The sequence below is a fragment of the Streptomyces sp. 796.1 genome, assembly GCF_047525675.1.
Lineage (GTDB): Bacteria > Actinomycetota > Actinomycetes > Streptomycetales > Streptomycetaceae > Streptomyces.
The window spans coordinates 55364-69268 of record NZ_JBLIWA010000041.1 but is presented as its reverse complement, the minus strand read 5'-3'; the positions used below and the strand labels follow the sequence as shown (position 1 = coordinate 69268).

Genomic DNA, 13905 nt, shown 5'->3' with positions numbered 1-13905 from the left:
GCTCCAGGCGATGATGCTGGCGGGGCGGGGTGCCGTGGACGTACGGGCGGCGCGTACGGGTGCGGGTTCGGCCCCGCGGCGGCCGGGTGCGGCGGCATCGCGGTGCCGTGCGCCGGCGTCATGCCGGGGTGCGGCGGCTGGGCGTGGGGTGGCAGGTGGGTGCCGTGGGCGGGCGTCGGCACCGGCCGCTGCACCGGCGGCGCGGGCGCCCACGGCCCGGGCTCCCCGTACGGCGGGGTGCTGTACGGATCGGGCTCGTGCCGGGGCACGGGCCGCTCGACCGGCACCGCGTCCTGCACGGGGGACGCCTCGGCGGCGGGAGCCAGTCCGCCGGCGGGGGTCGGCTCGGCGGCGGCCGGCGTGGTGTTGTCTCCGGAAGCGGCGTCGGCCGCGGGGGCGTTCTCGCCGCTCCGCGCCGGCGGGGCCGCGTCGACAACGGGCACCGCGTCCGCGGGCGCCGCTTCGGCGGGCCGGGCCGCCGGGCCGCCCACGGCGGGAGACGGCTCCGTCGGGCCCGGTACGGCATCGACGGGTGCGGCGTCCGTGGGGGCAGCTTCGGCGGGCAGGGCAGCGGGTGCGGCCTCGGTGGGTGGGGCGTCCGCGGGTTCCGCGGTGGCCGGTGTCGCGGCTGCGGATACGTCCGCGGGCGGTAGCGGGCCGGCGGGCAGGTCCGCGGGCAGCGGCGGGGCCGCGGTCACCCCGGGGGCCGGTGGTGCGCCAACAGAGGCCGGTGGTGCGTCGGCCGCGGCCGGTGCCGCGTCCGCGGGGAACGGCTCGGCCGGCGCGCCCGTGGTCGGGCCCGAGGTGCCCGCTGCGGGCTCCGCGCTGCCGGGCTCGGCCGGGGCCGGGGACTCGACCGGGGGCGGCGCAGGGGCGTCCGCTGACCGGGCCGGGCCGGGGGCGTCAGCGGCCCGCACGGAGGCGTCCGTGGGCTCCTCGTACGTCGGCGCGGCCGGGGCCGCATCGGGCGCCTCGGCAGGGCGCGCCGGCCCGGCACCGGGCTGCGCCGGCGCGTCGTCGGGCTGCGCCGGTCCGGCGGAGCCCGGTTGCGGACGGCTCCACCACTTCGGCTTCGGGGCCTTCCCCTCGTTCATGCTCTCCCCAACAGTTCGCCCGCGGTCCGGCGTGGGCCGCGCCGTCGACGGGCGTGCTTCAGCGCACCCGATGGGCTCGGCCCACCGGCGATTCAATCAGGTCGACCCGGGGCCGCGCAGTGGACCGGCGCCGCCGTTTCGCTCCACTGCGCGTCCCGCGGTGGTCAGCGGCCGGCGCGGCCCGGCAGATCGACACCGACGCCGGTCAGTGGCGTCGCCCGGCTGGCCGGGTGCGAGGGAACCTCCATCTGGGTGGGCTCCGGAGCCACCTGCGGCTCGCTCATCCGGTGCTGGCCCACCGGCGAGTGGGCGGCCACGGCCAGCACCGGCTGGATCAGCGGCGGCAGCGCGCTCCCCACGGGCCGCGGCGCCGCGCCGTACGGCGAGGGGTGTGCGCCGGGGTGGGTGGTGACGGAGGGCGGCGGTGTGAGGGGCATGCCGGTCCGCGGGTCGAGTTGCGCCGTACGGTCCCCGCTGGCCGAGAACAGTCCCATGGAGCGGCGGGCGTTCTCGTGCAGGCCGAGCAGGGCCCCGTCGTTGGCGCTGACCCGCAGCGGGGTGGTGGCGTTGCCGTTGCCCTCCGCTCGGCTGCGCGGCGAGTCGACGGCCGCGTCGAGCGGGAGCGCACCACCGAGCGCGACGGCAGCGAGCGAGACCGCGCCGGCCGCGGCGAAGGCGAACCGTCTGCTGCGGGGCAGCGCGCGGTCCACCTCATGTATCCGGAAGCCGCGCTGCCGGGTGGCCCCGGCGCTCGGTGGAAGGAACGAGAACGCCTCGTCCCGCATGTCGAAGACCTCCCGGCCGGTGACCGGGCCGTCCAGCGGGCTGGGCTCGTCCTCGCCGGTGAGCGGACCGGCGGGGAGGTTCTGGAGGCGGGCGAGGAACCCTTCCGACGGCGGAGGCGGTGCCGTCTGGGCGAAGACGTTCTTCAGCCGCCGTTGTGCGTCTGCCTCGTCTTTGCAGCGAGGACACGTCGCCAGGTGCGCGAGCACCCGCTCGCGCGCATCATGCCCCAATTCGCCATCGACCAGAGCCGCGAGGCGGTCGCCGAGGTGCTGCTCGGCGGGGGACTGACCGCCTGAACCGGTCACGCGATCCCGACCTCCCCGCTGAGCCCCGGCGCGGCCGGGGACACGGAGGCGACCACGCGCTGTTCGGCGCGGGCCGATGGGGAACGGTGCTGGAGGGCCTTGCGCAGGTGCGAGCGACCGCGGTGGATGCGGCTGCGCACCGTACCGAGCTTCACGCCGAGGGTGGCGGCGATCTCCTCGTACGACAGGCCCTCGATGTCGCAGAGCACCACGGCCGCGCGGAACTCCGGCGCCAGGGTGTCCAGGGCCTGCTGCACGTCGGCGTCGAAGTGGGTGTCGTTGAAGTGCTGCTGGGGCGAGGGCTCGCGGCTGGGGAGCCGCTCTGCCGCGTCGTCGCCGAGCGCGTCGAAGCGGATGCGCTGCCGGCGTCGGACCATGTCCAGGAAGAGGTTGGTCGTGATGCGGTGCAACCAACCCTCGAAGGTGCCCGGGGTGTACGTCGACAGGGAGCGGAATACCCGGACGAACACCTCTTGGGTCAAATCTTCGGCGTCGTGTTGATTTCCCGTGAGGCGGTAAGCGAGGCGGTAGACCCGTGCGCTGTGGGTGCTGACGATCTCCTCCCAGGTGGGAGGGGTCCACGCCTGCGAGTCCGCATCGGTGGCGAAAGTCGCGGTAGCTGCGGAGTCAGTAGTGCGGAAACGGTCAGCGGTGTTTGTCACGGATTTCGGCTCGTCCGCCGGCCTGCGAAAGCGCCTGAGCACTCGTCGGCCACCGGTCGTAGCCGCACCTCCCCTGTCGGCTCTGGTGGTCTCCAGTAGAGCCCCTACCATATCCACCTCGCCCGTTAGCTCCGGATAAGCATTTTTGACCTGCATTTGGACCTGATCGTTCAGTGCCCGCGCGGTCCCTCTGCACCCTCTTCAACGCCCGGTCCCATCTGCGGGTTCCCGAGCGCAGCGGATACAGTCACCGTTGCGTCAACTACGGGGACAGGAGAGGGCCATTACCGGCAACCGGCAAACGAGCTGGGCGTTCGCCGAGGCGTACGGCGTCGAGCACATCGACGACACAGCGCTGCGCTGGGCTCGCGAGCGGGCCCGGGAGGCAGGGCTGCGCTCGGTGTCCTCCGGCACGGGTGCCGCCCTGCGCCTGCTCGCCGCCACCGCCGACGCCAAGGCCGTGGCCGAGATCGGCACCGGGACCGGGGTCTCCGGCATCCACCTCCTGCACGGCATGCGGCCCGACGGCGTCCTCACCACGGTGGACCTCCAGCCGGAGCGGCAGCAGCTCGCCCGGCAGGCGTTCCGCGCCGCCGGCTTCGCCGGCAACCGGGCCCGCTTCATCCCCGGCCGCGCGCTCGACGTCCTGCCCCGGCTCGCCGACGGCGGGTACGACCTCGTCTTCTGTGACGCCGATCGCTCCGAGTGCCTCGAATATCTCGCCGAATCGTTGCGCCTGCTCCGCCCCGGCGGGCTGGTCTGCTTCGAGGGCGTCTTCGCCGACGGCCGCACGGTGGAGTCCGCGGCCCAGCCGGCCGAAGTGCTGCGGCTGCGCGAGTTGCTGCGCGCCGTACGGGAGTCCACCTCGCTCCAGCCCTCGCTGCTGCCGGTGGGCGACGGGCTGCTGTGCGCGGTCAAGCGTACGTAGCTGGCGCGTCCGCGCCGGGCCCGGTCGTCCGCACCGTGCCCGGGCGGCGCCGGCAGTGCGGTGCGCGTCATACCGGCACCCCGCCCCGCCCGACCCCGCACCGCACCTGAGCCGTGACGTGCACGTCGCCCCTGCCGCTTCGCGCCGCGCCCGGGCACCTCGCGCGCCCGGGCACCTCGCCCCCGTCCCCGCGCCCGCACCCGGCCGCCCGGCGTGCGGTCAACCTCCTGCACCGTCCTGCACCCCGCCACTTGAACCCCGCCGGGCCTCCCCTTCCTCGCGCCCATCCCCGCACGCGCCCGCCCCGTGGTGGCTCCGCAGTCGCCCCGTACGTCATGTACGTCACACACGCGGTGTGACCGCGCGCCCCGTACGCACCGCGCCACGCCGGCCGGGGTCCCGTCCCACGGGGCGTGCCTCAACGAGGGGGCCGGCCGGGCAGTGGCCGAAGGCGAACGGCGCCGGGGCCCGGGCGGCGGCGGGGCGGGAAGGGCCGCGGCGGAGGCACGGTGCACGGCCCGAAGGGGCAGCGCCCGCGCGGTCGAGGCGCATCCGCGGCGCCGCTCGCCCGGTTCCGCCCGGCCCGGCTCCGCCCGACCTGGTCCCGCCCGACCGCGGAGAACACGGCCCCGGCACAGCCAGCCCGGCCGTGGGCCCGACGCCCAGCGGACAGGGCCCGGCGACCGGGGACCGGGGACCCGGGGACGAGCCCCGCCGGCCGAATCGGGCGAGGCGGTCCGGGACCCGCGTCAGCCCGTACGCGTCGGACGGGCGGACATGTCACTGCCCCGGTCGCTGGCGTCAACCAGCGGCCGGGGCAGCTCAATGATCATGTGGTCCGCTGCTAGCCGACGACCTTCTTGAGCGCGTCGCCCAGTGCGTCGGCCTCGTCCGGTGTCAGCTCAACGACGAGTCGACCGCCGCCTTCGAGCGGAACGCGCATGACGATGCCCCGCCCCTCCTTGGTCACCTCGAGCGGGCCATCGCCCGTCCGCGGCTTCATGGCCGCCATGCTCGTTCCCCTTCCTGAAACCAGCCCATCGCAGCCGACAACCCAGGCGTCACCGGCATCGAACACATTGCTTCCCCGCCATTATCCCGCATGCCATGACCCGATGACCAACGGCGGCCAGCATCGCCCCCATGGACAACTGTCGCAAATGCCATCAATTCGGAGATCGAATGCCGTTCCTGTACGGCCCCCCGGCCCGAACGGTAGGTCGGTTCTTTGACGCAGGTCACATGACGGGCGTGGCATTGTCCGGCATGCTGATCGCGGATCGCGGCCGTTCCCGAGGGCCGGAGCGTCATCACCGGGGCACCGCCAGCGCATCGCGGGCCGGGCCGAACCGGAGAGCACGGGTCCGCGGCGGGGTGCCGTACGGCCCGCCCGGCACGGTGGGCCCGTACCCGCCGTCGTGGGCCGGCGCCCCGCGCGGCGACCGCGGTCCCCGCGCGCCGGCTCCCACCGGGGCGGGCCCGTGGCGCGGCGCACCGCGGGCCCCGGACGGCGCTGCCCGCACTCGCGGGCCCGCACACCCGCGGGCGCGCCCGACCCACGGCCCCCTACGGAGAGGACCCCGCCATGGCCGACACCGTGCTCTACGACGTGACCGACGGGCTCGCGACGATCACCCTGAACCGTCCCGAGGCCATGAACGCGCTCAACACCGAGCTCAAGGAGGCCCTGCGGGACGCCCTCCAGCAGGCCGCGGCCGACCCGGTCGTCCGGGCCGTGCTGCTGATCGGCAACGGCCGCGCCTTCTCCGTCGGGCAGGACCTCAAGGAGCACGTCGAGCGGTTGCACGACGAGGACGTACGCGCCGCCGGCACCACCATGGCCACCGTCAAGGAGCACTACAACCCCATCGTGGCGGCCATCGCCGGGATGCCCAAGCCGGTCGTCGCCGGGGTCAACGGGGTGGCCGCGGGGGCCGGCGCGGGGTTCGCCTTCGCCGCCGACTACCGGGTGGTCGCCGACACCGCCTCCTTCAACACCTCCTTCGCCGGGGTCGCCCTCGGCGCTGACTCCGGCGTCTCGTGGACGCTGCCGCGCCTCATCGGCCACGGCCGGGCCGCCGAACTCCTGCTCTTCCCGCGCACCATCAAGGCCGACGAGGCCGCCAGCCTCGGCATCGCCAGCACCGTGGTGCCGGCCGCCGACCTCGCCGCCGAGGCCGCCAACGCCGCCCGCCACCTCGCCCAGGGCCCCACCGTCGCCTACGCGGCGATCAAGGAGGCCCTCGCGTACGGAGCCGGGCACTCGCTCAGCGACACCCTGGCCAAGGAGGAAGAGCTCCAGACCAGGGCCGGTTCGGCCGACGACCACCGGATCGCGGTGGACGCCTTCGTGCAGAAGGAGAAGCCGACCTTCCTCGGCCGCTGACCCGCTCCCCCACCGTCTCCACCGACCGGCCCGGGACACCGAACCCGAGCCCCGCGCGCCGCCGTACCGACTAACCAGCCGGCTGGCACGCCTCGCGCACATGGCAGTCCGCCAGGTGGTCGTTGACCAGGCCGCACGCCTGCATCAGCGCATAGGCCGTGGTCGGGCCGATGAAGCGGAAGCCGCGCTTCTTGAGGTCGCGGGCGAGTGCGGTGGACTCCGGGGTGATGGCCGGCACATCGGCGAAGGTGCGTGGCGCGGGGCGGTCGGCGTGGTCCGGAGCGTACGACCAGATCAGCTCGTCGAGCTCGCCAGCAGCCAACTCGCGGGCGACCCGGGCGTTGTTGATGGCGGCCACGATCTTGGCCCGGTTGCGGATGATGCCCGGGTCGGCGAGCAGCCGCTCCACGTCCTCGTCGGTGAACTCCGCGACCGCCTTGATCCGGAAGTCCGCGAAGGCCGCCCGGAAGCCCGCCCGGCGCCGCAGGATCGTCAGCCACGACAGGCCGGACTGGAACGCCTCCAGACATATCCGCTCGTACAGCGCGTCGTCGCCGTGGACCGGGCGGCCCCACTCCTGGTCGTGGTACGCGCGGTAGTCCGCCATCGACTCCGCCTGGAGCCCCCAGGGGCACCGCAGCAGGCCGTCGGGCCCGGCCGGCACCGCTCCCGTGTCACTCACGCCTGGCCCTCCTCGGTCGTACGCTCCCCGCTCTTGCCCTTGCCCTGCGCGCCCGTGGCCGCGGACGGGTCAGCAGCGGGGGCGGACGAGCCGGGCGCGTCGGATGAGTCAGCCGGATCCGGCTGGCCGGACGGGGCCGTCTGGTCGGCCGCGTCGGGCCGACCGGCCGCCGCCCCGGCCGCGGGCTGCTCGCCCTCCGACCGCCCGCCCTGCGGCTGCGCCGTCTCGGGCTTCTCCGCCACGGGTTCCTTGCTCGCGAGCTCCTTGTCCGCGGGCTTCTCGTCCGCAGGCTCGTCGCCCACGGACTTCCCGCCCACGGGCTGCTCGTCCTCCGGCTCGGCCCCGGCCGGCTCGGCCTCGGGCACCTCGGCCCCGGAGGCATCGGCGGCATCGGATGCAGAGGCGGGCGCGGCGCCCGGGGCGGTCTCCCCGGTCTCGTCGAGAACCAGGTCCGCATCGTCGGACGCGGCCTCCGTCAGCCAGGCGGCGGGGACCCCGGCCGGCGGGCCGGCGGGCAGTGGTGCGGCCGGGTCCGGGGCGTACGCCGCGTGCCAGTCGGGGCGGGGCTCGCCTATCAGGTCGGGGCCCGCGTACGCCGTGGCCTGGGTGCCCGCGAGGGCCGCTTCCAGCTCGGCGATCCGGGCGTCACGCTCGGCGAGCTCGGCGCCGAGCCGGCCCAGCGCGTCGTCCACCTCCGCCATCCGGTACCCCCGCAGCGCCAGCGGCAGCCGCAACTCGTCCACGTCCGTACGGTCCACGGGGCGGTCTTCCGGCAGCGGGTCCACCAGCCGGTCCGGCTGCGCCTCGGGCAGCGCGGCACCGTCACCGCCGCCGACCACCACGAGGGTGACCGCGCCGACGACCGCGACGAGCGCGATGAGCAAGAACCAGAACACGACGACTCCCCGAGGTGCATCCGTCAATCGACAGTCCCGATCGTGCCATGCCCCACTGACACTGGCGCCGCACGCCGCAGCGGCTAGGGTCACTGCCGGACCACGGACGAGGGAGTGAAGCAATGCTGCGGCTTGGACGGCGCGAGTTCGACACGCACGAGCCGGTCATCATGGCCATCGTGAACCGGACGCCCGACTCCTTCTACGACCAGGGCGCCACCTTCCGGGACGAGCCCGCGCTCGACCGCGTCGACCAGGCGGTGTCAGAGGGCGCTGCCATCATCGACATCGGCGGGGTCAAGGCGGGCCCCGGTGAGGAGGTGAGCGCCGCGGAGGAGGCGCGGCGGACGGTCGGGTTCGTGGCCGAGGTGCGCAGGCGCCACCCGGACGTGGTGATCAGCGTGGACACCTGGCGCCACGAGGTGGGCGAGGCGGTGTGCGAGGTCGGCGCCGACCTGCTCAACGACGCCTGGGGCGGCGTCGATCCGAAGCTCGCGGAGGTCGCGGCGCGGTACGACGTGGGCCTGGTGTGCACGCACGCGGGCGGGGCCGAGCCCAGGACCCGGCCGCACCGGATCGGCTACGCGGACGTGATGGCCGACATCCTGCGAGTCACGCTCGGCCTCGCGGAGCGCGCCGTCGAACTCGGCGTGCGCAGCGACGCCATCATGATCGATCCCGGGCACGACTTCGGCAAGAACACCCGGCACTCGCTGGAGGCGACCCGCCGGCTCGACGAGATGGCGGCGACCGGCTGGCCGGTGCTGGTCTCGCTCTCCAACAAGGACTTCGTCGGCGAGACGTTGGACAGGCCGGTGAAGGAGCGGGTATTGGGCACGCTGGCCACCACCGCCGTCTCGGCCTGGCTCGGCGCGCAGGTCTACCGGGTGCACGAGGTGGCGGAGACCAAGCAGGTGCTCGACATGGTCGCCTCCATCGCCGGCCACCGCCCGCCGGCCGTCGCCCGCCGCGGCCTCGCCTGACGCGCCCCCGCTGACCAGACCCGGCCCCGCCCGGGGTCCGGACGAGCGGCGCCCGTACGAACCCCATGCCCGGACGAGCCGACGTCCGTACGGGCCGACGCCGCGCCGGAGTGGACGTACGACCGCTCCGGCGCCGGCCGCCGCACGACGAGCTAGAGCTACGAGCTACGAGCTACGAGCTACGAGCTACGAGCTACGAGCTACGAGCTACGAGCTACGAGCGCAGTGTTGGACCCCGCTGCTAGACCCCGGTCTCCTTGCTGACCAGGGCCACGGCCTCGTCCACGTCGTCCGAGATGTGGAAGAGGTCCAGGTCCCGGGGGGACGCCTTGCCCTGGGCGATCAGGGTGTCCCGCATCCAGTCGACCAGGCCCTGCCAGTACGCGGAGCCGAAGAGGACGATCGGGAAGCGGGTGACCTTGCGGGTCTGCACCAGGGTCAGCGCCTCGAAGAGCTCGTCCAGCGTGCCGAGGCCACCGGGCAGCACCACGAACCCCTGCGCGTACTTCACGAACATCGTCTTGCGGACGAAGAAGTAGCGGAAGTTCACACCGATGTCGACGTACTTGTTCAGGCCCTGCTCGAAGGGCAGCTCGATGCCGAGCCCCACCGAGACCCCGCCACCCTCGTACGCACCGCGGTTCGCGGCCTCCATGGCGCCCGGGCCGCCGCCGGTGATGACCGCGAAGCCGGCTTCCACCAGCGCCCGCCCGATCCGCACGCCCGCCTCGTACTCGGGCGAGTCGGGGGCCGTGCGCGCCGAGCCGAACACGCTCACCGCGGGGCCGAGTTCGGCCAGTGCGCCGAAGCCCTCCACGAACTCCGACTGGATGCGCAGCACGCGGAACGGGTCCTCGTGCACCCAGCCGCCGACGCCGTGCGTGTCGAGCAGGTGCTGGTCCGTGGTGCCCGACTGCATCTGGCTGCGGCGGCGCACCACCGGCCCCAGACGCTGTTCCTGCCGCGCCCCTTCGCCCTCCGGCGTACGCCCGTTCTCGGCAGTGGCCATGTGCGCTCCCTTCGCTTGCGCCCTCCCCCGCGTGGCGGGGCAGGGTTTCCGTGCGCTTCAGCGTATGCCTCTGGCAGCGGCGGCCAGCGGGGTTTCACATGAGCTGGGGCCGCGGTACGCGTACGGGACGGGCGGGGGCCACCGCGCGTTCAGGCCGGCCGCGGCGGCCGGCGGCCACCCGCTGCCGGACCGACGCCGTGTCGGCACCCGCGGCCCCCGCCAAGCGCCCGCGGCCACTCCAGCCTCTTGCGCCCCCTCCAGCCCTCGCGGCCCCGGCCCCTTCAGCCCCTGCCGCCCCTCCAGCCCCGCAGTCCCCGGCCCGCTCCGCCCTCAGCCCTCCAGCCAGGCCCGCAGGCGTTCCTCAGTCCGGAGGATGGCCCTGACCGATACGTGCTCCTCGCGGGTGTGGGCCAGCTTGGGGTCGCCGGGGCCGAAGTTGACCGCGGGGATGCCGAGTGCGGAGAAGCGGGCGACGTCGGTCCAGCCGTACTTGGGCGCGACCTCGGCGCCGACCGCGGCCACGAAGGCGGCGGCTGCCGGGTGCGAGAGCCCGGGCAGCGCGCCCGGGGAACTGTCGGTGAGGACGACGTCGTAGCCCTCGAACACCTCCCGCACGTGCGCCAGCGCCTGTTCCTCGGAGCGGTGCGGGGCGAAGCGGAAGTTGACCGTCACCGCGCACGCGTCGGGGATCACGTTGCCGGCGTGGCCGCCTTCGATGTAGACCGCGTTGAGCCCCTCGCGGTAGACCAGGCCGTCGATCTCGACGTGGCGCGGCTCGTACCGGGAGAGCCGTTCCAGGATCGGCGCGGCGTGGTGGATGGCGTTGTCGCCGAGCCAGCTCCGCGCCGAGTGCGCGCGCCGGCCCGTGGTCTCCACGCGGACCCGCAGGGTGCCCTGGCAGCCGCCCTCGACCTGGCCTTCGGTGCCTTCGAGCAGGATCGCGAAGTCACCGGCCAGCCACTCCCGGTGCTGCTCGGCCAGCCGGCGCAACCCGTTGAGCTCGGCGGCGACCTCCTCGTTGTCGTAGAAGACGAAGGTGAGGTCGCGGCTCGGCGCGGGCACGGTGGCCGCGATCCGCAGTTGCACGGCGACACCGGACTTCATGTCGGAGGTGCCGCAGCCCCACAGCACGCCGTCGCCGTCCTCGCCCTCGGTCAGCCGGGAGGGCACGTTGTCGGCGATCGGCACGGTGTCGATGTGCCCGGCGAGCACCACGCGCTCGGCGCGGCCGAGGTCGGTGCGGGCGACGATGCAGTTGCCGTCCCGGTCCACGCGCAGGTGCGGCAGGGCGCGCAGGGCGCGCTCGATGGCGTCCGCCAGGTCCTTCTCGTCGCCGCTCACGGACGGGAAGTCGACGAGGCGGGCGGTCAGCTCGGCGGCGTCGACGGACAGGTCAAGTTCGGGGTGCTCGTGCTCCATGCCTGCGACCCTACGGGGTGCACCCGCCCGCGCCGCCCGACGGTGACCGCACGGCCCCACCCGGGCGCACCGGCACCCGCCCGTCACACCCGGCCCGCGCCGCCCGTACGCGCCGCCCGCCCCGTACCCGCCGTACGGCACCGGCCGCAGCCCCTAGCACGGGCGGCCGGCGCACTCCAGTACGGTGTCTCGCGTGCCCCTCCGCTTCCTCTCCCACCGTGCCCGTCGGGCGCGCGCCGGGGTGGCGTGCGCGGTGCTCCTCGCGCTGCTCGGCTATGTGACGGCGCATCTGCTGACCGGCGGCGGCGGCCCGCCCCGCTGCACCGTGCAGGCGGACGGCGAGCGGCTGCGGCTCGACCCGGAGCAGTCCCGGCACGCGGCGACCATCTCGGCCGTCGCCTCCGCGCGCCGGCTGCCGGACCGCGCGGTGACCATCGCGCTGGCGACCGCCATGCAGGAGTCGGGGCTGCACAACATCAGGCGCGGCGACCGGGATTCGCTGGGCCTGTTCCAACAGCGCCCCTCACAGGGCTGGGGCACGGCCGAGCAGATCCTCGATCCGGTCTACTCGACGGGGAAGTTCTTCGACCACCTGGCCGAGGTGCCCGGCTACTCGCGGCTGCCGCTGACCGTCGCGGCGCAACGGGTGCAGTTCAGCGGTTATCCACAGGCGTACGCGAAGCACGAGGAGAAGGCCAGGCTGCTGACCGCCTCGCTGACCGGCCGGCTGGCGGCCTCCTTCCGCTGCCCCGCGCTGCCCGACGACGGGGAGCCCGGCGATCCGCAGCGGCTGCGGACCCTGCTGGCGCGCGAGTTCGGCCCCACGGTCCTGACCGACGGCGACGACGACGGCCAGGACCCCCACTCGGACCCCGCCCGCACCGCCCCCGCCGGGCCCGACGCGCCGGGTGGCGCGCGCCGCGATGCGCCCGGCGGCCGTTCGAGCCGCGCCGCCGCGGCCGACGCGCGTACCGAAGGCACAGATACGGACAGCGCGGGTACGGACAGCGCGGGTACGGACGGCACAGGTACGGACGGCATGGATGCGGACGACGCGCGTACGGGCGACACGCAGGCGCAGGGCACGGCTGCGGACGACCCGCGGACGGGCCGCCCCGGTGCCCGCACGACGGCGGCGGGCCGCGCGGACGCCGACCCCCACGCCGTGGTGCTCTCGGTACGGGCCACGGCGCCGGGCGGCAGTACCGCGGAGCGCGGCTGGGAGTTGGCGCACTGGGCGATGGCGAACGCCACCGAACTCCGTATCGCCCGTATCGCGTTCGGGGATCGGGAATGGCGGGCGAGCTCATCCGAAAAGGGTTGGCGAACGGTTTCCCGGGCCACCGCCCATTCCGGGGAATCTAGCGCGGAGAATTCCCCACCGCAGGTGCGCATCGAACTCGCCCACTGAGGGAACTGCCGGGGGCGAACGCCCGGGTGCGCGCTCACGGCCGCGCTCGCGCACGCCACTGCGCACCCCTGGCTCCGTAACCCCGCGCATCCAGCGGCCGGCCAGCACGCCGCCCGCCCACTCGCCGCACCACGCCCCACGCGCCAAGACCGCAGGTCAGCAGCGTGCATTGGGAGAACGGACGGCGCCGCCGAACGCCGCGACGCCCCGGCGCCGACGGCCACCGGCGCGGCGTCCGCGCCTTCCGCTGCCGGTTCCATTCGTGGTCCCAGTGCCGGTAATTACGTCGGAATGAGCAGCGCGATAATGCGATGCATTGCGAATTATTTACCTTCGGGAACCGAAACCTTCCTGGGTCTCGCGCGGTAGTCACTGCGTCCACTTCCCGGACACCGCGCACACCAGATGTTTCCGTACGACACGTACGACACCGTCGAAGGAGCACTATGTCCCTCCCCCTCAAGCGCCGGATCGCTCGGGCCGCGCTGTTGGTCGCCGCGGGCGCGGCTCCCCTGGTCGGCGCCGGCGTGGCCCAGGCGGCGCCCGCCCAGTCCCCGGCCGAGCTGGCCGGCCTGAGCTCCCCGGACAGCACCCCGCTGGGCGAGGCGCTGGACAGCACGGCGCAGGGCGCCGCCACCACCGCGGGCGAGATCGGCGGCGAGGTCGTGCGGCAGGGGGTGCCCGCGGCGGGCAAGGCCGTCGGTTCGCTCGGCAAGAACGTCGCGCCGCCGGTCGAGGACGCGCAGGAGCTCGCCGGCAAGGCGTTCTTCGACACCGCCATGAAGCTGGACCAGGCGCTCCCGGAGGACAACCTGCTCCAGCGCGGCGTCTCCACCGACAACCTGGCCCGCGACCTGATCGGCACCGACCTGCCGGTCGGCTGACCCGGCGCCGTAAAGGGGCCCGGGCCCAGACCCGGACCCGGCCCTCGGTGCGGGCCCCTCGGCTCAGGCCCCGAGACGGGCCACCGCCGCCGCGATCCGCTCGTCCGTCGCGGTCACGGCCACCCGGACGAACCGCTCGCCGGCCGGGCCGTAGAAGTCGCCCGGGGCCACCAGGATGCCGCGGGCCGCGAGGTCACCGACCGTGTCCCAGCAGGGCTCGTCGCGGGTCGCCCACAGGTAGAGCGACGCCTCGCTGTGCTCGATGCGCAGCCCGTACGCCTCCAGCGCGCCGCGCAGCGACTTCCGCCGGCGCAGATAGCGTTCCCGCTGGTCGGCTACGTGCGTGTCGTCGCCGAGCGCCACCACCGTGGCCGCCTGCACCGGGGCGGGCGTCATCAGCCCGCTGTGCTTGCGGATCACCAGCAGTTCGCGCAGTACGCGTTCGTCGCCGGCGACAAAC

Annotated in this window: 12 protein-coding genes and 2 pseudogenes; 5 read left to right on the top strand and 9 right to left on the bottom strand. The window is 74.6% G+C overall.

Annotation, left to right across the window (positions count from 1 at the left end):
* The 3 genes and pseudogenes from ACMA1D_RS25400 to sigE form a co-directional block, all read right to left on the bottom strand.
* A pseudogene (locus ACMA1D_RS25400) lies at nucleotides 1-1094 on the bottom strand (hypothetical protein); the annotation flags it as partial.
* Between the two features lie 164 nt (nucleotides 1095-1258).
* Nucleotides 1259-2185 carry an anti-sigma factor family protein gene (locus tag ACMA1D_RS25395; protein ID WP_414726323.1) on the bottom strand — a complete coding sequence of 309 codons (927 nt, stop codon included), beginning with the start codon at nucleotides 2183-2185 and terminating at the stop codon, nucleotides 1259-1261.
* Entirely contained in the window at nucleotides 2182-2958 is a 777-nt protein-coding gene (sigE, locus tag ACMA1D_RS25390; RefSeq protein ID WP_414726322.1) for an RNA polymerase sigma factor SigE, read from the bottom strand. The genes ACMA1D_RS25395 and sigE overlap by 4 nt, the downstream gene beginning before the upstream one ends.
* Nucleotides 2959-3100: 142 nt before the next feature.
* Between sigE and ACMA1D_RS25385 the strand changes: the two genes are divergently transcribed.
* Nucleotides 3101-3775: an O-methyltransferase gene (locus tag ACMA1D_RS25385; RefSeq protein WP_414726321.1), complete on the top strand. Its 675-nt coding sequence runs from the start codon at nucleotides 3101-3103 to the stop codon at nucleotides 3773-3775.
* Nucleotides 3776-4619: 844 nt separating this feature from the next.
* Here the strand turns inward: ACMA1D_RS25385 and ACMA1D_RS25380 are convergent.
* A complete protein-coding gene (locus tag ACMA1D_RS25380; protein ID WP_003966491.1) occupies nucleotides 4620-4787 on the bottom strand; it encodes a DUF3117 domain-containing protein in 168 nt (55 codons plus the stop codon).
* 573 nt (nucleotides 4788-5360) lie between these two features.
* Here ACMA1D_RS25380 and ACMA1D_RS25375 point away from each other — a divergent pair.
* Nucleotides 5361-6161, top strand: coding sequence for an enoyl-CoA hydratase-related protein (locus ACMA1D_RS25375; RefSeq protein ID WP_414726320.1), 801 nt, complete (start codon nucleotides 5361-5363; stop codon nucleotides 6159-6161).
* Nucleotides 6162-6231: 70 nt separating this feature from the next.
* On the opposite strand, the gene ACMA1D_RS25370 is transcribed toward ACMA1D_RS25375, so the two are convergent.
* Both ACMA1D_RS25370 and ACMA1D_RS25365 read right to left on the bottom strand, forming a co-directional pair.
* Entirely contained in the window at nucleotides 6232-6843 is a 612-nt protein-coding gene (locus tag ACMA1D_RS25370) for a DNA-3-methyladenine glycosylase I (protein WP_414726319.1), read from the bottom strand.
* A complete protein-coding gene (locus tag ACMA1D_RS25365; protein WP_414726318.1) occupies nucleotides 6840-7739 on the bottom strand; it encodes a DivIVA domain-containing protein in 900 nt (299 codons plus the stop codon). Before ACMA1D_RS25365 ends, ACMA1D_RS25370 begins: the two co-directional genes overlap by 4 nt.
* A gap of 122 nt (nucleotides 7740-7861) precedes the next feature.
* Here ACMA1D_RS25365 and folP point away from each other — a divergent pair, with 122 nt between their 5' ends.
* Nucleotides 7862-8722, top strand: coding sequence for a dihydropteroate synthase (gene folP / locus ACMA1D_RS25360; RefSeq protein ID WP_414726317.1), 861 nt, complete (start codon nucleotides 7862-7864; stop codon nucleotides 8720-8722).
* Nucleotides 8723-8963: 241 nt separating this feature from the next.
* On the opposite strand, the gene ACMA1D_RS25355 is transcribed toward folP, so the two are convergent.
* Both ACMA1D_RS25355 and dapE read right to left on the bottom strand, forming a co-directional pair.
* Nucleotides 8964-9731 (bottom strand): TIGR00730 family Rossman fold protein, encoded by a 768-nt coding sequence (locus ACMA1D_RS25355; RefSeq protein ID WP_414726316.1) that lies wholly within the window; start codon nucleotides 9729-9731, stop codon nucleotides 8964-8966.
* Nucleotides 9732-10061: 330 nt separating this feature from the next.
* Nucleotides 10062-11150, bottom strand: a complete 1089-nt coding sequence (gene dapE / locus ACMA1D_RS25350) for a succinyl-diaminopimelate desuccinylase (protein WP_414726315.1) — start codon at nucleotides 11148-11150, stop codon at nucleotides 10062-10064.
* A 184-nt stretch (nucleotides 11151-11334) separates the two neighbouring features.
* Between dapE and ACMA1D_RS25345 the strand changes: the two are divergent.
* A pseudogene (locus ACMA1D_RS25345) lies at nucleotides 11335-12081 on the top strand (hypothetical protein); the annotation flags it as partial.
* A 926-nt stretch (nucleotides 12082-13007) separates the two neighbouring features.
* Nucleotides 13008-13445: an ATP-binding protein gene (locus ACMA1D_RS25340; RefSeq protein ID WP_414726314.1), complete on the top strand. Its 438-nt coding sequence runs from the start codon at nucleotides 13008-13010 to the stop codon at nucleotides 13443-13445.
* A 63-nt stretch (nucleotides 13446-13508) separates the two neighbouring features.
* Here ACMA1D_RS25340 and ACMA1D_RS25335 read toward each other — a convergent pair.
* Nucleotides 13509-13905: aminotransferase class I/II-fold pyridoxal phosphate-dependent enzyme (locus ACMA1D_RS25335; protein WP_414726313.1), on the bottom strand; the 397-nt coding region annotated here is incomplete at its 5' end.